The 26,503-nt window shown below is 68.5% G+C and carries 23 protein-coding genes; 4 read left to right on the plus strand and 19 right to left on the minus strand.

What is annotated here, in order from left to right; translation table 11 throughout:
• From BCD48_RS09095 to BCD48_RS09180, 18 genes are all read right to left on the minus strand, one after another.
• Window positions 1-1,053 carry a phosphotransferase family protein gene (locus BCD48_RS09095; protein WP_198543163.1) on the minus strand — a complete coding sequence of 351 codons (1,053 nt, stop codon included), beginning with the start codon at window positions 1,051-1,053 and terminating at the stop codon, window positions 1-3.
• The gene (locus tag BCD48_RS09100) at window positions 1,050-2,168 is read right to left on the minus strand and encodes an Rv3169 family protein (RefSeq protein WP_206745005.1); all 1,119 of its coding nucleotides are present in this window, start codon (window positions 2,166-2,168) and stop codon (window positions 1,050-1,052) included. Before BCD48_RS09100 ends, BCD48_RS09095 begins: the two co-directional genes overlap by 4 nt.
• Before the next feature lie 148 nt (window positions 2,169-2,316).
• Window positions 2,317-3,183 carry an enoyl-CoA hydratase/isomerase family protein gene (locus BCD48_RS09105; RefSeq protein ID WP_241841605.1) on the minus strand — a complete coding sequence of 289 codons (867 nt, stop codon included), beginning with the start codon at window positions 3,181-3,183 and terminating at the stop codon, window positions 2,317-2,319.
• Window positions 3,180-4,316 carry a CaiB/BaiF CoA transferase family protein gene (locus BCD48_RS09110; protein WP_071047881.1) on the minus strand — a complete coding sequence of 379 codons (1,137 nt, stop codon included), beginning with the start codon at window positions 4,314-4,316 and terminating at the stop codon, window positions 3,180-3,182. Before BCD48_RS09110 ends, BCD48_RS09105 begins: the two co-directional genes overlap by 4 nt.
• Before the next feature lie 81 nt (window positions 4,317-4,397).
• Entirely contained in the window at window positions 4,398-5,627 is a 1,230-nt protein-coding gene (locus tag BCD48_RS09115; protein WP_491677124.1) for an acetyl-CoA C-acetyltransferase, read from the minus strand.
• Window positions 5,624-6,403 (minus strand): enoyl-CoA hydratase/isomerase family protein, encoded by a 780-nt coding sequence (locus tag BCD48_RS09120; protein ID WP_071047882.1) that lies wholly within the window; start codon window positions 6,401-6,403, stop codon window positions 5,624-5,626. The genes BCD48_RS09115 and BCD48_RS09120 overlap by 4 nt, the downstream gene beginning before the upstream one ends.
• Entirely contained in the window at window positions 6,400-7,557 is a 1,158-nt protein-coding gene (locus BCD48_RS09125; protein WP_071047883.1) for an acyl-CoA dehydrogenase family protein, read from the minus strand. Before BCD48_RS09125 ends, BCD48_RS09120 begins: the two co-directional genes overlap by 4 nt.
• Window positions 7,558-7,645: 88 nt before the next feature.
• The gene (locus BCD48_RS09130) at window positions 7,646-8,761 is read right to left on the minus strand and encodes an acyl-CoA dehydrogenase family protein (protein ID WP_071047884.1); all 1,116 of its coding nucleotides are present in this window, start codon (window positions 8,759-8,761) and stop codon (window positions 7,646-7,648) included.
• Between the two features lie 11 nt (window positions 8,762-8,772).
• Window positions 8,773-10,014, minus strand: coding sequence for an acyl-CoA dehydrogenase family protein (locus tag BCD48_RS09135; protein WP_071047885.1), 1,242 nt, complete (start codon window positions 10,012-10,014; stop codon window positions 8,773-8,775).
• Window positions 10,015-10,069: 55 nt separating this feature from the next.
• A complete protein-coding gene (locus tag BCD48_RS09140; protein ID WP_071047886.1) occupies window positions 10,070-10,957 on the minus strand; it encodes a MaoC family dehydratase in 888 nt (295 codons plus the stop codon).
• Window positions 10,958-11,009: 52 nt separating this feature from the next.
• The gene (locus tag BCD48_RS09145) at window positions 11,010-11,924 is read right to left on the minus strand and encodes an SDR family NAD(P)-dependent oxidoreductase (RefSeq protein ID WP_071047887.1); all 915 of its coding nucleotides are present in this window, start codon (window positions 11,922-11,924) and stop codon (window positions 11,010-11,012) included.
• Between the two features lie 132 nt (window positions 11,925-12,056).
• A complete protein-coding gene (locus tag BCD48_RS09150; RefSeq protein WP_083418368.1) occupies window positions 12,057-12,458 on the minus strand; it encodes a limonene-1,2-epoxide hydrolase family protein in 402 nt (133 codons plus the stop codon).
• Between the two features lie 52 nt (window positions 12,459-12,510).
• Window positions 12,511-14,145, minus strand: a complete 1,635-nt coding sequence (locus BCD48_RS09155; protein WP_198543164.1) for a GMC family oxidoreductase — start codon at window positions 14,143-14,145, stop codon at window positions 12,511-12,513.
• Window positions 14,146-14,385: 240 nt separating this feature from the next.
• Window positions 14,386-15,576, minus strand: a complete 1,191-nt coding sequence (locus tag BCD48_RS09160; protein WP_083418369.1) for a CaiB/BaiF CoA transferase family protein — start codon at window positions 15,574-15,576, stop codon at window positions 14,386-14,388.
• A gap of 93 nt (window positions 15,577-15,669) precedes the next feature.
• Window positions 15,670-16,587 carry a cyclase family protein gene (locus BCD48_RS09165; RefSeq protein WP_071047891.1) on the minus strand — a complete coding sequence of 306 codons (918 nt, stop codon included), beginning with the start codon at window positions 16,585-16,587 and terminating at the stop codon, window positions 15,670-15,672.
• Window positions 16,584-18,263, minus strand: a complete 1,680-nt coding sequence (locus BCD48_RS09170; RefSeq protein ID WP_071047892.1) for a class I adenylate-forming enzyme family protein — start codon at window positions 18,261-18,263, stop codon at window positions 16,584-16,586. Before BCD48_RS09170 ends, BCD48_RS09165 begins: the two co-directional genes overlap by 4 nt.
• Window positions 18,264-18,424: 161 nt before the next feature.
• A complete protein-coding gene (locus BCD48_RS09175) occupies window positions 18,425-19,234 on the minus strand; it encodes an enoyl-CoA hydratase/isomerase family protein (RefSeq protein ID WP_071047893.1) in 810 nt (269 codons plus the stop codon).
• An 8-nt stretch (window positions 19,235-19,242) separates the two neighbouring features.
• Entirely contained in the window at window positions 19,243-20,460 is a 1,218-nt protein-coding gene (locus BCD48_RS09180) for a CaiB/BaiF CoA transferase family protein (RefSeq protein ID WP_241841606.1), read from the minus strand.
• Window positions 20,461-21,035: 575 nt separating this feature from the next.
• Here BCD48_RS09180 and BCD48_RS09185 point away from each other — a divergent pair.
• The 4 genes from BCD48_RS09185 to BCD48_RS09200 all read left to right on the plus strand — a co-directional run bounded on the left by BCD48_RS09185 (window position 21,036) and on the right by BCD48_RS09200 (window position 25,315).
• Entirely contained in the window at window positions 21,036-22,517 is a 1,482-nt protein-coding gene (locus tag BCD48_RS09185; protein WP_071047895.1) for an aldehyde dehydrogenase family protein, read from the plus strand.
• Window positions 22,507-23,400, plus strand: coding sequence for an SMP-30/gluconolactonase/LRE family protein (locus BCD48_RS09190; protein WP_071047896.1), 894 nt, complete (start codon window positions 22,507-22,509; stop codon window positions 23,398-23,400). Before BCD48_RS09185 ends, BCD48_RS09190 begins: the two co-directional genes overlap by 11 nt.
• 128 nt (window positions 23,401-23,528) lie before the next feature.
• A complete protein-coding gene (locus BCD48_RS09195) occupies window positions 23,529-24,383 on the plus strand; it encodes an SDR family NAD(P)-dependent oxidoreductase (RefSeq protein ID WP_241841607.1) in 855 nt (284 codons plus the stop codon).
• Window positions 24,380-25,315, plus strand: coding sequence for an SDR family NAD(P)-dependent oxidoreductase (locus BCD48_RS09200; protein WP_071047898.1), 936 nt, complete (start codon window positions 24,380-24,382; stop codon window positions 25,313-25,315). Before BCD48_RS09195 ends, BCD48_RS09200 begins: the two co-directional genes overlap by 4 nt.
• Window positions 25,316-25,460: 145 nt before the next feature.
• On the opposite strand, the gene BCD48_RS09205 is transcribed toward BCD48_RS09200, so the two are convergent.
• The gene (locus tag BCD48_RS09205; protein WP_071047899.1) at window positions 25,461-25,805 is read right to left on the minus strand and encodes a hypothetical protein; all 345 of its coding nucleotides are present in this window, start codon (window positions 25,803-25,805) and stop codon (window positions 25,461-25,463) included.
• Between the last annotated feature and the right edge of the window lie 698 nt (window positions 25,806-26,503).

The raw sequence follows: 26,503 nt of genomic DNA on the forward strand, positions 1-26,503 counted from the left end.
CTACCTTCCCTCCGCCGCGAGGACCGCCGCGAGGACCCTCCGGACGAGGCCGTCGGACGGCGGCTGTGGTCGGTCGGTGGTGCCGAGGGCGAAGTTCCGCGCCGCGGTCACCGCGATGACGGCCAGTCGGAAGGCCGACATGATCTGCCAGAATTCCAACGCCCTCCGGTTGATCTCCAAACCCGTCCGTTCGGTGTAGCGGCGCAGGAAGTCCTCGACCTCCCACCTGCCAGGGATGAAGTGCTCGTGCGTGTAGAGCGTCGTCGTGTACCAGCCGAGGTCGTCGAGCGGATCACCGAGGTGGACCAGTTCCCAGTCGAGTACGACGGAGAGCTTGCCTTCGTGGACCAGGACGTTGGCCGGGCGGAAGTCGCCGTGCACCACCACCATCCGGGCCGGCGGCGGCGGGGGGTTGTCGCGCAGCCACGCCGCGACCGCCCGCAGACCGGGCTCGGGTTCGATCTGCGCGGCGTCAAGCCTACCTTCCCATTGCTCCAGCTCCTGCAACGCGGGCTCGGGACCCGGGTCGGGCAACACTCCCTGGACTCCGGTCTCGTTCGCGTCGATCACGTGCAGCTGACCCAGAGCATCCGCCAACGAGGCCGCGAAGGCTGACTGACCTTCCGTACCCAGTCTGAGTGGATCGTTCGGCCGCAGCACCGCACGGTGCGCTGAACCCTCGCAGCGTTCGACGATCATCGCGGGCCGGAGCAGCTGCTCGCCGGTGTCGTCGAGCCAGTGGACCCGCGGGCTGGGCATGCCGGTTCTCGCCAGGTGCTTGAGCACGGCGAACTCGGCCACCCGTTGCGTCTCGACCACGTCGGCGGGCGGATCTCGCCGCATCAGGAGTCGGTGGACAGACCGTTCGCCGTTGTCGGCCCAGACCGCGTCGAAGGGCCAGTTCTCCCTCGAGGCACCGCCACCGGAGCGACGCAGGTTCGTGACCTCAGGCTCGGCCCCGTCTGGGAGGTTCGCGCGCAGGAACGCCGTGAGCGCCTCGACGACGGCGTCAAGCTCCGGGGCGGCCGCAGGCTGGACGGCCACAGCGTTCACGGGCCGGCCTTGTACTTCGCCGCGACCGCCTCCGGGTACTTGGTGTAGCCGGGGAGGACCACGTACTGCATGACGCCGTAGCCGACCTGGCCCTCGTGCCGCACCTCGAACAAGTGGTCGCTGCCCGCCTTGGCGTAGCGGTAGATCTGGCTCTCGTCGGTGAGGTCCCAGGTCTCGTGCTCCAGGCTCTCCTCACCCTTCCAGTGGCCCTGGAACCACCCGTTCCAACCCTCGTACCCGCCACCGCGCAGGTGGGCGCGCCCAGGGTGGGCCTTGAGTTCGAACTCCATCGCGCGGCCCGACTCCAGCGTGAGCGTGATCAGTCCGCCGTCGAGAGCCGGGGCCGGGGCGCCGTGGATCCACTGGAGGTCGTGTTCCACCCCGATGATCGCGTCGTCGTCGGCGGGAGCGCCGAAGCGTCGCCCGATACCTGCGGTCAGGTGCGTCAGCCGACCGGGCTGGTCCTCGCGGATGTAGACGTGCACCCCGAACTCGGGCAGCTGGAAGGGGCAGAACATCGCGAACTTCCACTTTGGGCGGTCGGCCGGCTGCGCGCCCTGCACGCGCGGCAGCGGGCGGGTACCCCAGGAGTGGTCGCGCTCGCCCCACCAGGTCTCCGGCGTCAGGGTCCATTCGCCGGTGGGTCCCTGCAGCGTGCCCGCTCCGCGCCCCATCTGCGCGTAGCGGGCCGCGTCGTAGACGACCCGGCTCCGGGCCACCTCGAAGTGCCGATCCTCCAGGATCGGCTCCTGGTCACTGGTCCAGGTGATGTCGAACGCCAGGCCGGACGGGTTGTCGTCGAGGATGAACCGGATCTCCTCGTACGGTTTGACGATCTCGGCCCGGAGCGGACCGACGGCCATCAGATCATTGCGGGGCGAGAGCGCACGGGCCATCCGAACATTGGTCTGCGTGTCCCCGTGAGCCAGGACGGCGTAGGCCTCCTGGGTGTCCTGGTTGGGGTAGTGGCCCAGCCCCAAGGTCAGCACGGCGTCCTTGGACCGGACGTCCTGAAAGCTCACCCAATACCGCTCGCGCCAGCTCGGGTCGCTCGACGCGACCATCGCGTGCGGGTAGGAGACCTGGTGATAGAAGTACTCGTCAGGCGGACTCAAACGCACCATTTCATTCCCATCTGCTGTCGGCCACCGTGCGGTGTGAGTGTGTGGTGGACCGACAAAGGCCCTCCACGACGCGGCAGCCTGCAACGCCTGCTCTGGGCGCGCACCCTGCCGCCGCTCGGCCGCGGCCGCCTGGAGCTCCTCAGCGGCCCTGCCACACACCCGGACGCTTCTCGCTCAGCGCGGCTACCGCCTCCCGCAGGTCCTCGCTCTGCGTGGTGATCGCCTCCAGGTAGAAGCCGGTGTCGAAGCACTGGTCGATCCGTGACGCCAGGGCCTTGTTCAATGTCCGCTTTGTCAGCTGCACCGCCACAGGCGGGAGCGCGGCCACCTGCCGCGCGAGCTCGAAGGCGAGCGGGCCGACCTCTTCGGGGGTTTCGACGAGATCGCTGACCATCCCGAGCTTCCACGCGTCCTCTGCGAGCAGCCACTCACCCCACAGCAGGTGACGCTTGGCTCGCGCCAGGCCGAGGTGGCTCGGCCACATCACAGCGCCACCGTCACCCGCCACCAGGCCGAGCTGGACGTGCGGGTCGGAGAACCGCACTCCTGGCGTCGAGACGATGCGGTCCGTGGTGAGCACGAGGCTGGTAGCGACGCCGAACACGTGACCGTGCACGGCGCTGACGATCGGCTTGGTGAAGTCGGCGAACTGCCGGAACAACCGTCGACCAGTGTCGACGTCCTTGAGTAGCAACCGCAGATCGGCGTTGATCTGCAGCATGCGCTCCGTGTCACCACCTGCGGAGAAGTGCTTGCCGGTCGAGGTGAGCACGACGGCGTTCACGCCGTCGTCGCCCTCAAGCTCCGCGAACGCCGGTCCCAGCTCCCCGAACAGCAGCTCGTCGAACCGGTTGTGCAGTTCCGGGCGGGTGAACCGCACCTCGCCCACGGCGTCGTGCCTGTGCACCGCCAGCGTGCTGTATTCCGTCATCGTTGTGCCCGTCTGCTCGCTGCGCTGTTCGGCCAGGTCCAGGTCGTCTCCACCAGACGAGGCGTCGGCCCTCATGGGGCGGAGGCCACCGCGACGCCCTGCTGCGTCAGGTCGTCGATCTCGTCAGCCGTCAAGCCCCAGTCCCGCAGCGCGTCGACGGTGTGCTGCCCAGGTCGAGGGGCTCCAGCCGAGACCGCACCCGGCGTCCGGGAGAACCGGGGCGCCGGGGCGGGTTGCGGGACGCCGGCGACCTCCACGAACGTGCCGCGAGTGCGGTTGTGCTCGTTCTGGGGCGCCTCGGTGAGCCGGAGGACAGGAGACACGCAGGCTTCGGTCCCGGCGAAGTGAGCGGTCCATTCCGCGCGCGTCCGGATCTTGAAGACCTCCCGGAACCGCTCACGCATCGCCGGCCAGGAGGACTGGTCGTCCTGAGGCCCGACGGTTGCCGGGTCCAGGCCAAGGCCGTCGAGCAGCGCGGCGTAGAACCGGGGCTCGATCGCGCCCACGGCGACGTACTCACGGTCCGAGGTCTCGTACGTGTCGTAGAACGGGGCGCCACCGTCGGTGAGGTTGACACCTCGCTCGTCGACCCACCACCCCTCCGCGATCATGCCGTGCAGGCACGAGGTCAGCAGGGCGGCACCGTCCACCATCGCGGCGTCAACGACCTGGCCTCGGCCACTGCGGGCCCGTTCGACGAGCGCCGACACAAGACCGACAACGAGCAGCATTCCGCCACCGCCGAAGTCTCCGACGAAGTTGACTGGCGGCACGGGCCGCTCGCCCACCCGGCCGACTGGGTGGAGCGCACCTGCGATCGCGATGTAGTTGATGTCGTGGCCGACCTCCGGGGCCAACAAGCCGGTCTGCCCCCAGCCGGTCATCCGTCCGTACACCAGCCTGGGATTGTGCTCCCAGCAGTCCTCCGGGCCGATGCCGAGGCGCTCGGCAACCCCGGGTCGGTTGCCCTCGACGAGGATGTCGGCGTGGGCGACCATACGCAGCAAGGCGCCGCGCCCCGCGGGCTTCTTCAGGTCAAGGATCGCCGAGCGCTTCCCACGCCCCAGCGTGAGCGGCGCCTCCAACTCCCGCGAGGGCCGGTCGATGCGAAGCACGTCAGCACCCATGTCGGCCAACATCGCGCAGGCGAACGGGGCCGGCGCGAGACTCGCGAGCTCGATCACGCGCACACCAGCTAGCGGACCCATGGCACCCTCCCAGGAGACGGCGGCGGACGAGCCTCGAACGGGAGCTCGGTGCGCCGCGGCTCACCGGTCCCGGTCGATCGGTCAGACCCGTTCGATGATCGTCGCGGTGCCCATGCCGCCGCCCGTGCACATCGTGATCAGGCCAATCGTCTGGTCGCGGCGCTCGAGCTCGTCCAGGACGGTCTGGAACAGGACCGCTCCGGTCGCCCCGATCGGGTGACCCAGCGCGATCGCACCACCGTTCACGTTCACCCGGCTTTCGTCGATCTTGAGGTCACGCATCACCTTCATCGGGACGGCGGCGAAGGCTTCGTTGATCTCCCACAGGTCGATGTCCGCGACGGACATCCCGGCCTTGGCCAGGCATGCCTCGGAGGCCGGTCCCGGCGCGGTGAGCATGATGACCGGATCCGCGGCGGCCACGGTTCCGGCCACGACGCGAGCCCGAGGTCGCAGACCGTGGGCCCGGGCATAGGCCGGCGACGCGAGCACCATCGCCGCGGCAGCGTCCACGACGCCGGAGGAGTTGCCGGCGTGGTGAACGTGATCGATCCCGGTGACCTCGGGGTACACCACAGCACACCGCTCGTCGTAGCTCCGGCCCTCGGGCTGGACCTCGGCCCCCAGCGCGACGAAGGCCGGCTTCAGCTTCGCGAGCGACGCGACGGTCGTGCCCGGCCGCGGGTGCTCGTCCCGGTCGAGCACAACCTGGCCGGTCGCGTCCTTGACCGGCAGAATGCTCCTGTCGAAGGCGCCGTTCTCCATGGCCGCCGAGGCCCGGTCCTGGCTGCGCACCGCGAAGGCGTCGAGCTCAGACCGGGTGAACTTCTCTCGCGTGGCGATCAGGTCCGCGGAGATCCCCTGCGGCACCAACGGATAGAGGTCGAGCAGGCGGTCGTTGCCGGCCGCCGTCGGCGTGGTGATGCCGCCCGGGTACCGGGACATGGACTCGACGCCGCCGGCGACGACGAGATCCTGCCAGCCAGCCGCGATGCCCATCGCGGCAAACATGATCGCCTGCTGCCCGGATCCGCAGAACCGGTTGAGGACCACGCCGGGAATCTGCTCCGGCCATCCCGCGGCGAGGACCGCCAACCGGGCGATGACGTTGGCGTGGTCACCATCTGGGTTGCCGTTCCCCATGATGACGTCCTCGACCGCCGCGGGGTCGATCCCGGCGCGTTCGACCAGGCCGTTGAGCACCTGCGCCAGCAGCTCCTGCGGATGGATGTCGTGGAGCCCGCCCCCCGGCTTGCCCTTGGCCCGGGGAGTACGGGCCCCGTCGATGATCCACGCTTCGTTCACCATCATTGCCTCCGATCAGACCAGACGGACCAGTCTCTGGGTTGAGTCGAGCCATCCGGGCGCCCGAGGGCGCTCGAGCTTCCCGCGGGCGACGATCCGGACCGCCGCGCCACCTCCGCCCGCAGCAGGTCGGCGGAGCCGACGACATCGTTGAACGCCGACCGTGCACGCTCGAGTGCCGAGGGCCGACAGCCTGCCAACGTCGAGGCGAGCTCCAGCCCGGCATCGACGAGGTCAACCGGCTCGGCCAGCCGGTCGGCGAGGCCGGCGGACCAGGCGGTCGCGGCGGGCACCCGCTCCCCGAGGAGCACCATGCGACGTGCCAGCGACAGGCCGACCCGTGCCACCAAGGAGCGGTAGGTGTACTCGCCCACACGGATCCCGAGCGGGATCTGCGGGAGCGAGAAGTAGGCGTCGGTTCCGGCGACAACGAGGTCACCACACAGCGCGAGCTCCACGCCCCCGCCGATCGCGCCTCGCTGCACGCACACGACGACCGGGACCGGGCACCTCGTCACCTCGTCGAACAAGGAGACCAGGTCGACGAGGTAGCCTCGGAACTCGTCCGCGGTCAGGGCCGCCGCCTCCGAGTGATCGCCACCGGCGCAGAAGTGCTTGCCCTGCGCCGACAGCACGACGGCCGAGCCGAGATCGGTCGCGTCACGGATCGCCTCCCGGAGGTCTGACACCAGCTGCGGCCCCAGCGCGTTGTTCCGCTCCCCGTCGGCCAACTGGACGTGGGCGACGCGGCCGTGCCGGCTGACGACGACCAGGCCGGTCATGACTGCGTCCCCGCGGCCGCGAACTCGGCGCGCCCGATGATCAGGCGCAGCACCTCGGACGTCCCCTCCCCGATCGAGAACGCCTGACTGTCGCGGAAGAAGCTGAGAACCGGTCCCTCGTCCGTGAAGCCGATGCCTCCGTGGAGGTGGAGCGCCGCTTCGGTCGCGTCGTTGGCGAGCTCGGAGGCCGCGAGCTTGGCCATCGCCGACTCGGTGGAGCACCGCTGGCCCGCGTCGAACATGTCGATGGCCCGCTCCATGAGCAGCTGCGCGCCGTCCAGCCGCACGCGTAGGTCGGCGATGCGGGCCAGGACGACATCGTTCGTCGATAGCGGACCGCCGAAGGAGTGCCGGTCCTGCAGGAAGTCCACCGTCGACGCCAGGACGCTCTTGGTCATGCCGAGGCAGATCGAGGCGACGCCGATGCGGCCGAACTCGACCATCGCCATCATCTGGTAGAAGCCGCGCCCCTGCTCGCCCATCAGGCGCTCGTCCGGGACGAAGCAGTCGTGAAGTTCGAACCAGCCGACACCGGCCGCGCGCAGGCCCAGCGTGCTGTGTCGACCTCCGAACTTGAAGCCCGGGTCGTCCCTGCGCACGATGAACATCGACAGCCCGCGGCGGGGCGGGCCGTCAGGGTCGCTGCGGGCGCCGACGAGGACGAAGTCGGCGTTCGCCGCGTTGTCGATCAGCCGCTTGCCGCCGTTGAGGACCCAACCGCGGTCGACGCGGATCGCCGTCGTCCTGAGTGCGGCGGCGTCCGAGCCGCCGTGAGGCTCGGTCCAGCCCACGGCCCCGAGCGACTCGCCGCTGGCGGCCAGGGGCAGCAGCTCGGCCTTCTGGGCGGCCGACCCGAATCGGTGCAGCAGCAGTCCGCTCAGGTTGGACCAGGTCGCGGCGACGGCGCCGGTCGGCCATACCCGCGAGAGTTCCTCCTGCTGGATCGCGAAACCGCGCAGTCCGTCGTCGGCGCCGCCGTACTCCCGCGGAAGCGCCCGTCCGAAGCATCCGGCCTTGGCCATCTCCCCGCGGATCTCGGGGGTGATCTCCTCGCGCTCGTCGGCCGCCGGCACGAACGGCCTGATCCGCTCGGCCAGCCGCCGCATGCGATCACGGTGGGCTGCCTCCCACTCGCGCCGGGCCTCGAGCGCCATCGACACCACCTCTTGAGGGAATTTGCTTAAAGCTCAATAGTTTGCAGTTAGACCATAATCCTCAAGCGAGCGCGGGGCATGACCTGTGTCACAGACCCAGCTTCGCCGCCACGGTGTCCAGGTGGTCGTCGACGACCGCCAGCAGGCGGGCGGACGACACCGCGCGCTTCAGGAACAGGTGGGCGTCGTGCTCCCAGGTGTAACCGATGCCGCCAAGCACCTGCAGCAGGCTCGACGCCGTGCGCTGGAACGCGGTCGACACCGACGAGCTGGTCATCGCGACCAGGAGTTCCTCGTCCTGGGCAGTTGCCTCGGCGAGGGACCAGGCGGCGTAGTACACGACCGACCGGCTGGACTCGACGGCGACGAACATGTCCGAACAACGGTGCTTGATGGCCTGGAAGGCCCCGATCGGCCGACCGAACTGCACCCGCGAGCCGGCGTAGGCGACCGCCATGTCCAGGCAGGCCTGCATGCCACCGAGCTGCTCTGCGGTCATGATGACCGTGGACACCAGTCGCGCGCGGTCCAGCGACCGGACGTCGCCCGCCGCACCCACTAGCTGCGCTGGGGCGGCGTCCAACGACAGGATCCCGAGCGGCCGGGTCGGATCAAAGGCTTTCGACGGCGTCGCGACGAACCCTGCCGCGTCCTTTGACACCGCGAACAGCGCCGGACCGCCGGTGGTGGCAGCGACGACGAGGACGAGGTCGGCGGTCGCGGCGTCGACGACCGCGGTGCACGTCCCCGAGAGGCTCCAGTTACCCGCCGCGTCGCATGCCGCGTCGACGGTGCCGTCACCTCCCCGGACTCGGCCGGGTTCGCCGCTCGCGACGGTGGCCGTGATCGCCCCGGCGGCGATCTTCGAGAGCAACTCCTGCCGGACGAGCCCGTCGGCCGCCTCGAGGAGCGCCGGCACGGCCAGGCCGGCCGTAGCGAACAGCGGCGAGCACAGCAGGTTGCGCCCGGCCTGCTCGAACAGCACGACCTGCTCGACCAGACTCGCCTCGGACCCGCCCGCACCCTCCTGGACGAGGAGTCCGGACAGGCCGAGCCCTTCAGCCAGCTCGGCCCACAGCCTCTCGTCGTAGGCACCGTCGCCGTCAACGAACCGACGACGGTGGTCGGCGCCGACGCGGCTGCCGAAGAAGTCCTCGAGCACTTCCCGGAACGAGCCCTGCTCATCGGACAGTGCGAATCGCATGTACAGCTCCTTCAGCTGGTCCGAGGGACTTTCACGCGCGGCTCACGTGGAAGACCGAGAACCTGCTCGCCGATCGTGTTCCGCTGGATCTCCGACGAACCGCCGTAGATGGTCGTCGGGCGGGCATGAAGGAAGTCGTAGGTCCACACGGCCGTGGACGTCGGGTCGATACCCGCGGGGTGAGGACCGAGCACCGCGAGGCCGGGGGCACCCGACGGCGCCAGGATGCCGCGGCCCGCGACGTCGAGCGCCAGCTCGGTCACCTGGTGGCGGTACTCGGAGGTCACCAGCTTGGTGATCGACGACTCCGGGCCGGGTGGCTCGCCCGAACTGCCGCTGGCCAAGGCACGTAGCGCCAGACAGTGCAGGGTGTGCACGGTCGCGCGGCAGGCCGCGATCCGTCGCCGGACGGCCGTGTCGCTCGCGCGGCCCGTGCGGCGGGCGAACTCGACCAGACGATCCAGCTCCGCACGCGCCTCGAGCGCCGCCGCGACACCGCCCGCCCCGCGTTCGTAGCCCAGGAGCGTGATGGCCACCTTCGACCCGTTGCCGACACCGCCGACCACGTTCGAGGCGGCCGTGCGTGCGTCGGTGAAGAAGACCTCGGCCAGCTCGGTGTCGTCGGCCATCGACCGGATTCCGCGGACGTCGACGCCTGGCTGGTCCATCGGGAGGAGCAGGAACGACAGCCCCTTGGACCGCTCCGCCTCCGGGTCGGTGCGGGCCACCAGGAAGATCCAGTTGGCGTCGAGGCCGCCGGACTGCCAGACCTTCTGGCCGTTGACGACCCACTCGTCGCCGACGAGACGGGCCTGGGTCTTGACGTTGAAGAGGTCAGAGCCCGCCTCGGGCTCGGAGTAACCCTGGCACCACCGCACCTCACCGTCGATCGTCGCCTGGAGGAACTGTTTCTTCTGCTCGTCGGTGCCCCAGTGCAGCAGGGTCGGTCCGAGCAGCACCAGGCCGGAGGAGTCGGTCGAATGCGGGTAGCGAGGAACACCCGCCCGAGCCAGTTCCTCCGCCAGGATCGACTCACTGATCAGGTCCCGCCCGCGGCCGCCGAACTCCTCGGGCCATCCGGGTGCGAGAAGGCGCACCTCCCGCAACGAATCGCGCCACCAGGCCAGCCAGGAAGCTCGCTCGCTCGCCTCGACGTCGCCGGAGCCCCGCCAGTCGGACGGGAACACGCTCGAGATCCACTCTCGTACCTCGAGACGGAAAAGCTCCGCTTCCTCGGAATAACGCAGGTCCACGTGTGCTCACCCGTTCAATCTGTCCGGTGGGTCCCGGCGGGTTCCCGCGACGTGGTCACGAGGTCGGGCCTTGTGCCGGGTGACACGTGGCACGGCCTTCGTCCAGCACTGCCCGGGGAGCCGAGCCGTCCGGTCCTGCGGCCTCGGTCCTGAAGACGGCAGAGCCCTCGTCGGTCCGCCAGACCGACGTCGTCAGGGTCTCGCCCGGGAACGTAGGCGAGGTGAAGCGCACCGACAGCGAGCTCAGGCGGTCAGGATCACCGTCACCAAGGACGGAGACGAGGGCGCGGCCCGCGATCCCGTAGACGCAGAGCCCGTGAATGATCGGCTGCGGGAAACCGGCCCTCTCCCGGGCGAACCACGGGTCGCTGTGCAGCGGGTTGCGGTCACCCGAGAGCCGGTAGATGAGCGGGAGACGCTCGTCGGTCGCGAAGACGACCTGGGCGTCAGGCTCCCGGTCCGGGACCGGCTGGGGCTCCGGCTTCTCGCCCGGCGAGCCGCCGAAGCCGCCCTCGCCACGAAAGACCAGAGTCGTCCGGGTCGTCACGAGGGTCTCCCCGCTCTCGGGATCGGCTCCGGTCCCCAACAGCACGACGACGGCGTTCTTGCCCGGGCCTTTGTCCCGAATCTCACCGATCCGCGAGGTCACGGCCAGCGAACCCGCCGGCACGAGCGGGCGACACACGCGGATCTCCTGCGCGCCGTGCAGCAGCCGACCCCAGTTCGGCCTGCCCACGAGCGGCAGCGCCTCGAAGCCTGCCGCGACGATCACGCCGAAGGTGGGCAGGACCTTCTGCGGCAGGTCATGGGAGTTCTCGGTGGTGAGCGCGAGGTCATCTGCCCCCGCGCCGACACCAAGTGCATACAGCAAGGTGTCACGGTCGGTCCACGAGACGACCTTGGGGCCGACGGTCACGCCCAGGCTCTTGAGTTCGATTCCCACGCCCACTCCTGCACGTCATGGCCTTCCGGCCTTCCACCTCGCAGTTGGCTGATCAGCTCGCGAGGCCCTCCGGGTTGGCGCTCCATTTCTCCGTCAGCGGCAGCCCGATCTCGGCGACGACGTCAACGAGCTTCTCGTGGGTCCAGCGGCCGTCGGTCGACAGCGTCCACGACTTGTCGGCCTGCCACGGTGCGACCCGCTGCACCTTGCTCCCGCCGACGACGAACACTTCACCGGACATCTCGCAGTCGGGGCTGACGAGGTACGCGACGAAGGGAGAGATGTTCCCGGGGTGCCACCGGTCGAACGCACCCTCCTTCGCGGCCAGGGCCGCGCCGAAGCTCTCCGTCAACCGGGTGCGAGCCTGGGGCGCCACGGCGTTCACGCGTACGCCGTACCGGGCCAGTTCCTTGGACGCGACCTGCGTCAAGGAGGCGACGCCGGCCTTGGCGGCCGCGTAGTTGGCCTGCCCCGGATTGCCGAAGAGGCCGGATTCGCTGGTCGTGTTGACCACGGCGGCGTTGACCTTCTCGCCCGCCTTCGACCGCGCACGCCAGTAGGTGCCAGCGGCACGGGTCAGCAGGAAGGTGCCCCGAAGGTTCACCCTGACGACCAGGTCCCAGTCGTCGTCATCCAGGTTCACGAGCACCCGGTCACGCAGCACGCCGGCGTTGTTGATCAGGATGTCCAGCCGATCGAACTCGTCCAGCGCCGTGTCCACGAGCCGCTGGGCACCCGCCGGGTCGGAGATGTCGTCGGTGTTCGCCACCGCACGCAGGCCCTCGGCCCGGATCTCCGCGACCACGCTCTCCGCGGGACCAGCGGCGTTGCCGGTTCCGTTCTGCGCACCTCCGAGGTCGTTGACCACCACCGAGGCACCCTGACGTGCAAGGAGCAGAGCGTGCTCGCGGCCGATTCCGCGACCTGCTCCCGTCACGATCGCCGTCAAGCCGTCCAGACCAGCCATGGGACACCCATCCGATCACTCACGCGGCGGCGCCTGAAGACCCCGCTGTCGGGGTTGCCGCACGGACGAGGAAACTCTATCAATATATAATCGTTCTATCTACTAAAGCTCGTCGTCCGGAAGCGGGATCACTCACGCGGAGAGATCGGCACCGAAGTCTTCGACCTGGCGTGGGTCGAAGTAGTCGCGCCAGTAGCGGATCTTGCCGTCGACGACCTCGAAAACACCCATCAGCTCCATCTTGTGGATGCGCTCGCCCGCTTCGTCGAGAAACCAGTCGATGCGCTCGGTCAGCACCTTCGTACCGTTGGAGGCGACGTTGACCACCTCGATCTCGTTTGTGTACTTCAGCGCGTCCAGGTGGGACCTCACGAGCGCGAGGATGGCCTGCTTACCGCTCTGGTTCGGGAAGCCGGGGCCGGGCGCAAAGACGGCGTCATCGGCGAAGAGCTCGTCGATCGCATCAATGAAGCCGCCCTTGAGGGGCATCTTCGCGAACAGCTCCTGCACCACGTCTGCGGGTTCAGCACTCATCGTCTAGCCTTCCTTTCGTTGGAGGTCGTCCAGTTGGAGGTCGCCGTGCGGACTATCGCTGGTTGCGGATCAGGTCTGCGGCTCGCTCGGCGATCATGATCGTCGGCGCGTTCGTGTGTCCTGCGATGAGCGTCGGCATGACGGAGGCATCGACGACCCTGAGGTTCTCGACGCCGTGCACCCGCAGCTCCGGGTCCACCACGCTGGCCGCATCCGTGCCCATGGCGCAGGTTCCCGAGGGGTGCTCACCGCGGAACGCGCCGACGCGGAAGAACTCCGCCCACTCGTCGTCGGTCTGGACCGAGTCGCCGGGGACGATCTCACGGCCGGCGTACGGCGCCATCGCCGGCTGCCGGATGAGGTCGCGCACGATCCGCGCGGCCTGCCGCAACGCGGCTACATCGTCGTCGCGCCCCAGCAGCTCGTGGCGCACCCGCGGGCCGTCGTCGGGATTGGCGGACCGCAGCGTGACACTGCCCCTGGCCACCGGGTGCGACACCGATGGCAGCGCCATCATCGCCGGCTGCCTCATCGGCCGCATCTTGTTGACGTCGTGCTGGTGGTCCTCGGCGCCGTCGCCCCCGCCCGATTCGAGCGCAGCCGGGTTGAAGGCGATCTCGTAGTCGACGTACGGCTCGTCGGACCCGTCGAACCGGCCGAACACGAAGGCATTTCCGATACAGGCGGTCGCGGGCCCCCTGCCCTTGCGGACTAACTGCCACGCAGCCTTCGCCACTGCCGCCGGCCCCATCTGGGAGTTCAACGTGGGGATCGTCGACTCGTACATGAGGGAGGTGTACAGGTGCTCCTGGAGGTTCTGTCCCACCCCTGGGATGTCGGCGGCGATCTTGATGCCGAGGCTCGACAGGTCGGCCCCCGGCCCGATCCCCGACAGCATCAGCAGCTTCGGTGTGGCGATCGCGCCGAGCGAGAGGATCACGGACTTGTCGGCGTGCTCACGGTGGATCTGACCGCGGTGGCGGTACTCGACCGCCTTCGCCACACCGCGCTCCACGATGACGCCGGTTGCGTAGGCGTGGGTCCGCACCCGCAGGTTGCGTCTGCGACGCACAGGGGCCAGGTAGCCGCGCGCCGTGCTGTAACGCAGGCCGCGGCGCTGCGACAGTTGGACGTAGGACACCCCGTTGGCGCGTCTGCCGTTGTAGTCCGGGTTGTACGGAAGCCCCAGCTGTTCCCCCGCGGCGACGAACGCATGGGTCAGCGGGTGCACGACCGCGGTCGGCGATACCCGCTGCGGTCCGTAGCAGCCTCGGTACTCGTTGCCGGGGCCCGTGTACGTCTCCGACTTGCGGAAGTACGGGAGCACCGACCGGTAGTCCCAGCCCGTCGCGCCCAGCCGGGCCCAGCGGTCGTAGTCCCCCGGGCTCCCGCGCGTCCACATCTCTCCGTTGATCGAGCTTGAGCCGCCCAAGACCCGACCACCACCCCACTGGTCCACGGCACCGCCCCGGCTCTGGTCGGGCTCTCCTTCGTACCGCCAGTTGTATTTCTTCGACAGTTTGAGGAGTCCCACCGGGAGGTGGATGAACGGGCTGTAGTCCTCGCCACCCGCCTCGAGCAGCAGGACGGACGCCGACGGGTCCTCGCTCAGGCGGGCCGCCAGGACGCAACCTGCGGACCCGCCGCCGACGATGACGTGGGACCAGGACCGCCGTTGTCGGCTCACGGGCACCTCCATGATGGAAACCGGACCTGCTCCCGCCCGCCGGGGCCTGTTCTGGTCACGCGGCACGGCCGGTTTCGGCGTCGGACTGTCGGGTCGTGCCGGAACTCGCCGTGACGGGCGAAGTGCAGGGCCGTCTACGGTTGCTGTCGTCCGTCGTCGGGAAACCTACTTGTCACGACAGTGAAAAACAGATTTGTAGACTATCGCGTCTTAGACCATTTGCGAACCACGGCCCGCCCGTCACCGGCTCGGTGGCTCTGAGTCACGGAGCACCCCGCTCGCACGAAGGGACTCAAGTTCTGCCTGGTCCAGCCCCAACCACTCGACCAGCACCTCCTCGGTGTGCTCCCCGACGAAGGCCGCGCCCGCCCTCGGTCCGCTCGCGGCGTCGGAGAACCGGTAGGGCATGCGGACGACCGGACGCGTCCCGCCGCGACGGTCGTCCACCGGGACGGCGATTCCTCGCTCGACCGCCGAGGAGGAAGCCACTGCCTCGTCGGTGCTCTTGACGACCGCCCAGGCGAGCGTCGCGTTCTCGAGCTGCTCGAACAGGTCACGCCGGTCCTGGAACGCCAGAACCCACTCACGCACCACCCGGGCGCGCGCGGCGAACTTGTCCTCGTCGGGCAGGAACTCGCTGGGATCGGTCAGGCCGGCGGAGTCACGTAACGACATCCAGATGTGCCGAGGCTCTCCGGCGATGAGGACGTCGCCCTGCGGGTGCGGGTAGGTGACCCCACGCCCCTCGACGGGCGGGCCGTTGGCCTCCAGGCTGTAGTGAACGTAGTCGTCGCTGGCGAGCATCGCCTCGAACATGCTGAGATCGATGTGCTGACCCACCCTGGTGTCGTCGCGCAGCCGCAATGCCGCCAGGACGGCGATCGCGCCGTGCAGGCCCGCGAGCGAGTCGGCCAGCGCCAGCGGGAGGTCCGTGGCCTCTCGTCGGTCCATTTCGGCCATCCGAGCGAGCAGGCCCGATTCGGCGTGGAGCACGGGGGCGTAGGCCGGCCGCTTCGCCTCCGGTCCGGTCTGACCGAAGCCGCTGATGGACAGCATGATCAGCCCTGGGTTCAGCTCAGCTAGGCGCTGCCACCCGACTCCGAGCCGATCCATGACCCCCGGGCGATAATTGTTCACCAGCACGTCGCACTCACCGACCAGACGGCGAAAGAGCGAGACTCCCCCGTCGGTGCGCAGGTCCAGCGAGATGTTGCGCTTGCCGGCGTTCATCTGCACGTAGAGCCCCGAATGCGGGGCGTCACTCACGCCGAAGGCCTGCGAGACGTCGCCGCCGGGCAGCTCCACCTTGACGACGCTGGCACCGAGGTCACCGAGAATCCGTCCCACGTACGGTCCCGAGACGGCCCGGGACAGGTCGAGAACACGAATTGACGCGAGCGGGTACCCAAGACTTCCTGCGTGGTCGGACATTTCGAACCTCTCAGATCCGCTGTACCCGGCTGTCGCCGGTCGACGGACGGCCGGCGCACCTGTTCCCCGCTGGCCGCGGCGAGCAAGACCCGGTCAGAAGACGGCGAGCGGGTTGACCGGAGACCCAGTACCGCCCGGGATCCGCAGCGGGGCGATCAAGGTGAGGAACTCGTAGCTACCCACCTCGACACACACCTCCGCCAGCCTGTCGACCTGCGCGTTGTCGACCAACGCGACTCCGTAGGCCCAGATCATCGAGTGGACGGTATGGGCGATCTCGGAGTAGCTGGGATAGGACGCGTCGTGCATGTCGGCGATCACCACCGCGAAGTCGTACTCGCGGATGAACTCCAGACAGGACACGTCGAGGCCCGGGCGCGCGAAGTCGGTCATGTCGGCGTTCCAGACGCCCCACTGGCCCTTCTCCTCGAGCCACGCCTCGAGACCGCAGTTGATGACCAACGCATCGCCCGGCTCCGGGGTCAGCTCGGTTTTGGCCAAGATGGCCTCCAGTTCCGCCCCGGTGACCGGGACGTCCGGTGTCACGCTCGGCGTACCGCGATGCTTCGGAACGTCGAGCAGGACGCCCCGGGTAATGATGCCGTCGTGCCAGACGTCGACGTCGGCCCAGCTGGCTTTGTTCGCCCTGAAGACCTCGTCCACGCGGCGTCCGTTCCACACTCCGTCCCGGTCCCAGTTGTGGTTCAGCGCGTCGATGTGCGTGCTCCCGAGGCAGTGGATCGGGAGCTGAAGGTGGTCGAAGGCGTTGCCGGTGTCCCGCCACCCGAACTGCTGGACGACCTGCCGCTGTCCTGGCTGGGGCGAGGTGCTGATCGGGCGCGCCATTGAGACCGTCCGGCCCGCGCGGACCAGGCCCAGGGCGGCGAGGCGCTTCTCGGGAGTGATCAGGTTGACCGCGCCGGCCTGGTCGTCCTCGCCCCACCGGCCCCAGTTGCGCTTCTCGACCAGCCAGGTGTCGATGTCCTCGGCGGTCCATTTCTGAACGCTCACACCCGCTGTCCCTTCTCGTCGGTGCCCCGCTCGGGCTCCGGACCCGTCGCCGCCTCGGTGGCGAGGAACTCGGCCTTGACGGTCTTCTTGTCGATCTTCTCGCCGGCCAGCGTCGGCAACCGGTCCGTACGGATGGACCACCGGGTCGGGAAGGCGAAGTAGGCGACGGCTCCCCGGAGGAATGTCGTCAGGTCCTCGGGCGTCACGGTGACGCGTTCCTTCGCGACGACGACAGCGGCCACCTCCTCACCCAGGTCCGCGTGCGGGATGCCGAAAACGGCGACTTCGAGGACCTCTGGGTGCCGCGCGATCGCCATCTCCACGTGCCCGGTGGCAACGTTCTCACCACCACGGATGACGACGTCCTTGCTACGACCGTCGAGGTAGAGGTAGTTGTCCTCGTCGAGGTGCCCGAGATCGCCGGTGTGCAACCAGCCCTCGCTGTCGACAGTCTCGTCGTCGAGCCCCAGGTAGCCGAGCATCACGGTAGGGCTGCGGACCAGCACCTCGCCGGACCCGGTCCCGTCGGGGTCGAGGATGCGCAGTTCGGCCACCGGATACGGTCGTCCGACCGTACCCGGTCGCTGCTCCAGGTCCTTGTTGCCGGCACCGGTGACGAAGCCGCCCGACTCGCTCATCCCCCAGGTGTTGCCCAGTCCACGCCTCTTGAGCTGCGGGAGCTGGCGGGCCAGGCGTTCCAGGAGGGCGGGCGACACCGGGGCGCCACCAAGCGGCCACGAACGCAGGCTGGAGAGGTCGTGTTCCTCGAACGACGGGTGTTCGAGCACCCTGATGGCCATGGTCGGCACTCCGCCGAAGCTCTGCACCTTCTCGGTCTCGATCAGACGCAGGATCTGCGCGGGATCGAACTTGCCCTCGTTGAGGACCATCTTTCCGCCGACGATCAGGTTCGTCAGCACGTTGGTCACGCCGCCGACGTGGAACAGGGGCGTGCAGACCAGCGTGACCGACTGTTGGCCGTTGGGATCGAGGCCGGCGGGCAGCCGTCGTGAGCGCATCAGCAGGTTGTGCTGGTTGGCGATCACCGCGCGCTGGGACAGCACGACGCCTTTCGGCGCACCCGAGCTCCCGGAGGTGAAGATGACGAGGGCCGGGTCGTCCTCTTCTCGAGTGGCGAAACCGTCCATAACGGCGTCCGCGTCGCCCACGGACCCTGCCTCGTACGCCGCGGCGAAGTCAGCGATCGCCAGGGCGCCGCTCATCCCGCAGGGCGCCGGATCAGGGAGGTCGGTGATCACCAGGGCCGGGCGGGTCAGCTCGAGGCTGTTGGCGAGCTCCGCCTCGCTCCACCACCGGTTGCCCAGCACCGGGGTCGCGCCAGCCTGCCAGCAGGCCCACAGCGCGAGGACCCAGTCCGGGCTGTTGTAGCCGAGGAGGAGCACGTGGTCACCCGGTTGTACGCCGCGTCCCGTGATGATCTCCCCGGCTCGCGGGAGGGCGGCCACGAATTCGCCGAAGGAGATACGGCGCTCGCCCTGCACGAGATACGTCCGCTGGGCCCAGCGGTCGGCCCCGACAAGAACGTCCCTGAGCGACCGCGGGCGCGGCTCGAAGACCAAGCCCACGTGCCCGGCGTACTCGGCGGCCACGACCGACGAGCCCCACAAGCGCGCGAGCTCGGTCACTGCGCGCTTGCGCGCGTCCGCCGTCGTCATCGCGTCTCGCTCACGAGCGGGACTCCTGTGCCGGTCCTTCGTGGGCTACCTGGCCCGGACAAAGTTATCAGCACGAACGCCTTTCCATCCATCCAGCTCGGCCGTGCCGACCAGACAGGCCCGAGTTCCCGACGGTTCGGCCGATCCACCGCGTTCGCAGCTCAGCCTGTCCCAGATGGCCCGGCGTCCAGCGGGCGAGCAGCACCGAAGACCGGTCGACGCTTCTCCCGCCGGGCCGCCTGCGCCTCCAGGAAATCCGGGCCCGTCAACGCGCTCTCCGCAGTCAGGTCGAGTCCGCGCACCGCCTTGATCTGACGACCTGAGACGACGCCGTCGCGGATCGCGAGAGCGAACTCCTTTCCACGCGCGATCGAGAACGGCGACAAACCACTGAGCCGCTCGACCAGCTCGGCGACCCGGTCGTCGACCGCGGCGGCGGCCACGGCCTCACTGACCAGGCCGATCCGCGTCGCTGTGTCCGCGGTGACGCGCTCCGCCGTCAACAGCATGCGCCGAGCCCAGCCCGAACCGACAGCATCGACGAGCCGGTGGACGCTCGCGATCGGGTAGACCACGCCGAGCGCGGCTGGCGGGACGATGAACTTCGCGCTTGTCGACGCGATGCGGATGTCGCACGACAGCGCCAGCTCCAGGCCGGCGCCAGCGCAGCCGCCCTCGATCGCACCGATCACGGCACCCGGGTGCCGCTCAAGATCGTCAAAGAGACCCGAGAGCAAGTGGGCGTCGGTACTCGCGTCGAGATCGCCGATGCTGTAGCCCGAGCAGAAGTGACCGCCCGAGCCCTGGACCACGACGATCTCCGAGCCGTCCAGATCGGCCAGGGTCCGGCGGATCTTCCTGATCATCGGCGGCGTCATGGCGTTGCGGACCGTCTCGTTGCTGAGCTTGATGTGGACGGCCCGGTCCTTGACGACTACGTCAACGTCTCCGTGCGTGGCGTCTCCGTGCATGGCAGGTCCTAGGAGTCGATCGGGATGCGGTAGTGCGTGTCGGTCCGGAGGACGCCTGCGGAGTGGAGGTCCGCTAGGGCGGCCTCGTCCAGCTTCAGCAGGTCGGCGAGGACCTCTCGGGTGTGCTGACCGAGCCGAGGAGCCAGCTCACGCCCGTCGAACTCGTGGGAGCTCTTGATCGGGTTGCCGGCGAACGCGAAGTTCAGGCCGTCCGCCGTGATGTCGAGGAGCATGTCACGCGCCTCGACGTCCGGCTCGGCGAACGCATTGCGGATGCCGTTGACCGGGCCGCTCGGAACGTCGTGCTCATCAAGGACCTTGAGCCAGGTCGCGGTGTCGGCCTTCTTGAACTCTGCCGCGATCTCCCGCTCGAGCTCGTCGCGCAGCTCGACCCGGCCGTTGTTCGTCCGGTAGCGCGGGTCGCTCTCGAGATCCGGACGCCCGATCGCGCGACACAGCTTGGGCCAGAAATCGTTGCTGAACACGGCGATGATGATGTAGCTGTCGGTCGTCTCGTAGGCACCGTAGGGCACCACCTTGGAGTTACCACTACCTTGGGGCGGAATATCCTCATTCAGATTGAGCGCCAGCGCAGCCCAGTACATCAGCAGCGACAGCTGGCAGTCGAACATCGAGATATCGAGTTCCACGGGCTCGTCGACCCGGCCGCGCTTCACGAGCGCGGCAAGCACCGAGATGACTAGAAACATCCCGCCCGCAAGGTCCGCGATCGGGACTCCCGCTCGGGCCGGGGGGGTGCCCGGATGACCGGTGATGCCCATAACGCCGCTGCGCGCCTGGATCGCCACGTCGAACGCCGGCGCGTTGCGGCGCGGGCTGGTCGTGCCGTACCCGGACAGCTGGCCAACGATGATCTTAGGGTTGGCTTCCTTCAGGATGTCGGTCGAGAGCCCCAGCCGGTCCATGACGCCGGGCCGGAAATTGTGGAACACGATGTCGGCCTCGGCGACCACGCGCAGGAAGAGCTCGCGCCCGCGCGGGTCGCGCAGGTCGATCGACACGCTCTTCTTGTTGCGGTTGATCGCGGCGAACATCAGCGGGACTTCGCCCTTCAGCGGACCGCTCGCTCTCGTCGGGTCGCCGGTCGGCGGCTCGATCTTGATGACCTCGGCTCCCATGTCGGCCATCAGCAGCGAGCCGTACGGTCCGGAGAGATGCATCGACAGATCAAGGATACGAATCCCCGAGAGTAAACCGTCACTCACAGCGGCCAACCTTTCTTGCGTCGGGCACGGGGCACCGACCAACTCGACTGGAGTGGTGGTACCAGGCTCTGCCAGGACACCCGGTGAGCGCCAGGCTCGCGCCGTGCGTGGGCAGCGCGGGCACAGGAACTCCGCCCGGCCGCCCGGTCGCTATTTCCCCCGAGGCGGGCCGACCCGCTCGCGGTGCGTCATCGTCATCCGTCTTCACTCTTGCGCGTGGCTGCCCACCGGAAGCACCATACTGCCAAATAGTTGAGAACGCGAGTAGTATCGCGGGCCCAGGGCAGTTCGCTGCCGCACCGGGAGGCCACTGTGGACGCGCTCGTCATGGAGGGGCAGCTCGGCGGGGCACGTCACCCATGTCGACCGTGGCCGGCACCCGGACGGCCCCGTTCGCGCCGGCTCGCCCCCCGCGTCATGACCATTGCGAGCGGGTCCAGCAAAGGGCGAGACGCAGGCTGTCCGCTGATCGCGCCGTCCGGGCCGGCGTCCGTTCGACCGGCCGACGACGAGGACCACACCATCGAGACGATCACACCACTGAGAAGCGCCAACACCGAGCTCCGAGGACTGACATGACGACAGACAGGTCCAAACTCTTCATCGGCACCGAACTTGTCGACCCGCTCGGTACGGATCGGTTAACCATCGCCTCGCCCATGACCGAAGAGGTCGTGGGCTCCTCCCCCGCCGCTTCCGAGGCCGACGTCGACCGCGCCGTCGCCGCTGCGCGCGAGGCGTTCGACCACGGTCCATGGCCCTCGATGGACCCGGAGGAGCGCCGGGAGATCCTTCGCCGTGCGGGCAAGATCCTCGAGCCGCGGGCCGCGGAGCTCACGGAGCTGATCGTGCGCCAGAACGGAACGCCGTCCCGCTTCCAGCCCGGCAACAGTCAAGGCGCGTTCGAGTACTTCACCAGCCTGCGGATGCCGAGCCCACGCCTCGGCGAGTCCTCCCCCGGCAACCAGGCCGTCGTCGTCCACGAGCCCGTGGGTGTGGTTGGGGTCGTGATCCCATGGAACTGGCCGATTGGCCAAGGCCTGAGCAAGGCGCTGCCCGCTCTGCTCGCGGGCAACTGCGTGATCGTCAAGCAGTCGCCCGAGACCCCTCTTCAGGACGAGGCTGTCGGCGAGGCGTTCATCCAGGCGGGTCTCCCGAAGGGAGTGCTGACCATCATCGCCGCGACCTCGGGTCCGTCCGAGTACCTGGTCGGACATCCCGGCGTCGACATGGTCTCCTTCACCGGCAGCACCGAGGTCGGGCGTCGCGTGGGGAGCATCTGCGGCGGCCAGATCAAGCGCGCGCTGCTCGAGCTCGGCGGGAAGTCCGCGGCGATCGTGCTGGACGACGCCGACTTCGGCGAGGTCGCCCCTACCGTGCTGAACTGGGGCGTCTTGCTCCTCAACGGGCAGGCATGCTCGGCTTGGTCCCGCATCCTGGTGCCGCGGAATCGGTACGACGAAGCCGTGGACGCGTTCGCGGACGTCATGTCATCCGCGCGGGTAGGCGATCCGCTCGACCCCGAGACCGAGGTTGGGCCGTTGGTCACCAGCAAGCAGCGCGACCGGGTGGAGGGACTCATCGCGTCCGGAGTGGCCGAAGGCGCGCAGATCAAGGTCGGCGGGGTGCGACCCGCCGGTTACGACAAGGGCTGGTTCGTCGAACCGACCCTGTTCGTCGAGGCGAACAATGCCATGCGCATCGCCCGCGAGGAGATCTTCGGTCCCGTCGCGCTGCTCCTGCCCTACGAGGACGAGGACGATGCGGTGAACATCGCGAACGCGTCGACGTACGGCCTGGCCGGCGGCGTCTTCACCAAGGACCCCGCACGCGGCGCCGCCGTCGGTCGACGGATCAGAAGCGGTGCTATCAGCGTGAACTGCTTCAGCAACAGCGACGCCCTGCCTTTCGGCGGCTACAAGGACTCCGGGGTCGGCCGGGTCGGCGGTCCCGAGGGCTTCGCCGAGTTCTTCGAGACCAAGGCCATCGGGTTTGCCGGCGCGGTGCCCGAGCTGCTGAGCCCGAAGCAGGCGAAGGGTCTGGACGATGAACAGTGACTCGGTGACCCGATCGGCGGTGGAGCTGCGCCGCGGCGGGGTCTTCTACGAAGCACCGCGATGGCATGGCGGACGCTGGTGGGTGTCGGACCAGCAGGGCACCGAGGTCCTGGCGATCTCCCCGGAGGATGGCACCGAGGTCTACGCATCGGTGCCTGGCGGACCGTCGGGACTGGGCTGGCTCCCGGGCGGCGATCTGCTCGTGGTGTCGATGAGCGATCGGAGAGTGCTACGCCGACGTGGCGACGGCCAGCTCGTCGTGCACGCCGATCTCGCCGAATTCACCAACTACCGGATCAATGACATGATCGTCAACAGTCGCGGGCAGGCCTACGTCGGTTGCATCGGCTTCGACGACGAGTCGTCGACAGCTCCGTTCAGCACCGGTTCGCTCATCCGCGTGGATCCCGACGGAACTGTGTCAACTGCCGCCGAATGCCTCAGATGCCCGAACGGATCGTTCTTCCTTGACGGCGAGCGGACTCTCGTGGTGGGCGAGACGATGCTGCCGGGTTACACCGCGTTCACCGTCCAGGACAACGGCACCCTGACCGAACGACGGACCTGGGCTCAGATCGGACCGACCCCGGCGTCGACGACGGTCGCGGAGATGTTCCCGCAGCTGGTCTTCGCGCCGGACGGGTGTGCGGGTGCCCCGGACGGAACCGTCTGGTCGGCAGATCTGAGCAACGCACGGTGCGTCCACCTCGCTGAAGGCGGGGACGTCATCGAGCAGGTCGACGCCCCCGCAGGACAGATGGTCTTCGCGTGCGCCCTAGGCGGTCCGAGCGGCAGGACGCTGCTGTTGTGCGTCGCTCCTGATTGGGATCCGCGCGCGCGCAAGGCCGAGCACAACGCCTCGCTGATCACCGTGGAACTGTGAGCGGCCCGCGGCGGCCGACTGCAGGCTGACGTCGGCCCTGGTCCCGTGAGTCGTCGGCCTTCTGCCCAGCGAAGTGCACGTCGCCGCGCCGATGTCTGAGCGTTCGAAGATCAAGGAATGGAGTGGAGATGCCGGCAAGTGGACGGCTTGAGGGAATGGCCGCGGTCATCACGGGTGGGGCTCGCGGTCTCGGCCTGGGAATTACACGGTTGTTCCTCGATCAGGGCGCGAAGGTCTGCATGGCCGGACGCACGCAGTCGTGGGGCGACGAGGCCGTCGAGCAGTTCCAGAAGATCAGCGACGACGTCATGTTCGTGCAGTGCGACGTCGCCGAGGAGGCCGATGTCGCACGCTGCGTAGCGGCGGCCGTGGAGCGCTTCGGATCGCTGCACATCGTGGTGAACAACGCGGGCGGCACGACGTTCGGCACGGGCGCCAAGGCGTGTGACACGGAGCTCGCGGAGTTCCAGCGGGCGTTCCACGTGAATACCGATGGCCCGTTCCTGATGGCCAAGCATGCGATTGCGCACATGCTCGACGCTGGCTACGGCTCGATCGTGAATGTCAGCTCGAATGCTGCGATCCGGGCGTCCGCCAACGCGAACGTCGGCTACCACGCGAGCAAGGCAGCCCTGCACGGCCTGACGTTGAGTCTCGCCCGGGAGTACGGTCCGCAGGTTCGCTGCAACGAGATCGTCATGGGGCACCTCCACCCGCCGAACCCGGACCTGCCCCGCCACCGGTACGTAGAAGAGGACGAGGCGGCGCGGACTGCTGTCGAGCAAAACTACATGGTCGGCCGCTGGGGCTCCCCGGACGACCTCGGGTATGCCTGCGTCTTCCTCGCCTCCAGGGAGTCGGGCTTCATCACGGCGACCTCACTCCGCCTCGACGGCGGATCGCAGTCGAGGATGCAGTTCCCGCACCTGACCGGATACGAGGATTGGCTGGCCACCCAGCACAGCGCACAGGCGACGGCATGAACGACGAGATTCGCTTCGACGGCCGGGCCGTCATCGTCACCGGCGCCGGCCGGGGCCTGGGGCGGAGCCACGCCCTGCTGCTGGCTTCCCGCGGCGCCCAGGTCGTCGTCAACGACCTGGGCGCCGCGCTGCGCGGGGGCGGTTCGTCGACGGGGCCAGCACAGTCGGTCGTCACCGAGATCGAACAGGCGGGCGGCCTCGCCGTTCCGCACTACGGCGACGTGACGACACAGGAGTGCGGCGAGTCGATGGTCGCCACGGCGCTCGAGCACTTCGGCCGAGTCGACGCCATCATCTGCAACGCCGGGTACTCCAAGCACGCCCCCGTGCTGGACAGCGACATCGGACAGCTCGACGAGATGTTGCGTGTACATGTGCACGGGGCCTTCCACGCGATCCGCGCGGCCTGGCCGACGTTCGTGGCCCAGAACTGCGGTCGGGTCGTGGTGACGAGCTCGTCGGCCGGCCTGTACGGCGGGACAACCCGGGTATCTTACTCGACAGCCAAGATGGGCCTTCTGGGCCTGGCCCGAGGCTTCGCCATCGACGGCGCCGAGAACGGTATCAACGTCAATGTCGTCGCCCCAGGGGCTGCGACCCGGCTGAGTGATGGCATGAAAGACGAGGTGCTGCGGGAGAAGCTGCGCCGCGAGGCGCCCGCGGAGCTCGTATCGCCTGTCTTCGCCTGGCTCGCACACCCGGATTGCAATGTCTCGGGGCAGTTCTTCCACGCGACGTCGGGTCGCGTCGCTCGGGTGCTCGTCGGTGAGACCCATGGCTACGCAAGGCGCGACCTCTCCGTCGAGGACGTGCGCGACCACTGGGCAGACATCTGTTCGGAAGATGCAGGTTATCTCCATCCGTCCAGCAACTACGAGGCTCAGAACATCGCCATGCGTCTCATCGAAAGCGGTGCCCTCTCGGGCTCGTGAACGATGTAAGGCTTCACCTGGCGTGCGTCTCCTCCGTCACGCACGACGAGAAGCACCAGGGGCAGCCGGCCAGATCCGAATACTGGCCGGCTGCCCGCCTGGCGAGCTCAGAACCGTGGGAATCGGCGCTGAGCTTGACCTGGTCTCAGCTCGCCGCATCGGCCAGCACTCGACCGACGTCGTCTTGGACGAGCTTCGTGAAACGATCCATCGGAAGCGACATCGCCTTCCGAATCCCACTACGGGCATGGAAGTGATCAACCATTGCGGGATCGACCTGCTGGTGGCTGCCCAGCAGGTCGCTCGGCAACGGACCACATCTCAGGGCCGCAGCCTCCAGAGCCGGTCGGTCTAGGCCGTAGAATTTGATCATGTTCTCGCCGAGGATCAGGCGGACCTCGTCCTCCGGCACGTCTCGCATCGTCTCCCGGATGTACTCCCGCGTGTTCGGCCACGTGCTCTCGGGGTGCAGATAGTCGGTGCCGAACATGAACTGTCGACGCCCACTTCGTGCCGCACCGCCAGGTCCCCATACCGCATGATCGTGGCACCCGCCGCGCAGTTGCGTTGCCAGTACTCGCTTGGGAGCAGCTTGGTCGGGTGAGTCCTGGCAAACGTGTCCAGATAGTGCAGCGTGTCCGGTACCCAGTCGCAGTGGATCTCCATGAATCCCACCCGGAGGTCCGGGTGGCGATCGAACACTCCACCCCAGATCATCTGCCACAGCGGACGGCGCTCTACGAAGGTGTCCAGAACGTTCTGCAACGCGGTGTCCTCGCCTTTCGCGGCGCGCGCTGCCGCAGTGACCAGGTGGAGCATCCCCTGCGGGTGACCCCAGCCCGCATGGATGTGGGACGGCGAGCCCGAAATCGACACAAGCGTCCCAGAGCCGGTCGTAGAACGGGTCCCACAACCCCGGCGCCGGGTCGCCCTCAGCACCCGATCGCCTTCGCACCTGCCTCAGCCGCCCGGCGGCAGTCCTCGACAGCCAGGGCTGCGGCAAGTTTGCTTGGTAGCGACCGGTAGGTCGTGCTGAGTCCTCCGGGCCCTTCGGCCGGCCGCGCAAGCGCGGAAATTTTGGGGTGGGCCTGTAAGAACAACGGCTCTGGCGCATATTCGGTGGTGACGTTCAGTGATCGCGTGGTGAGACGCCGCTTGCGTCTACTTTGTCCTGGTTGAGGCTTTCCA

It is taken from the genome of Pseudofrankia coriaricola, from assembly GCF_001854805.1.
GTDB lineage: Bacteria > Actinomycetota > Actinomycetes > Frankiales > Frankiaceae > Pseudofrankia.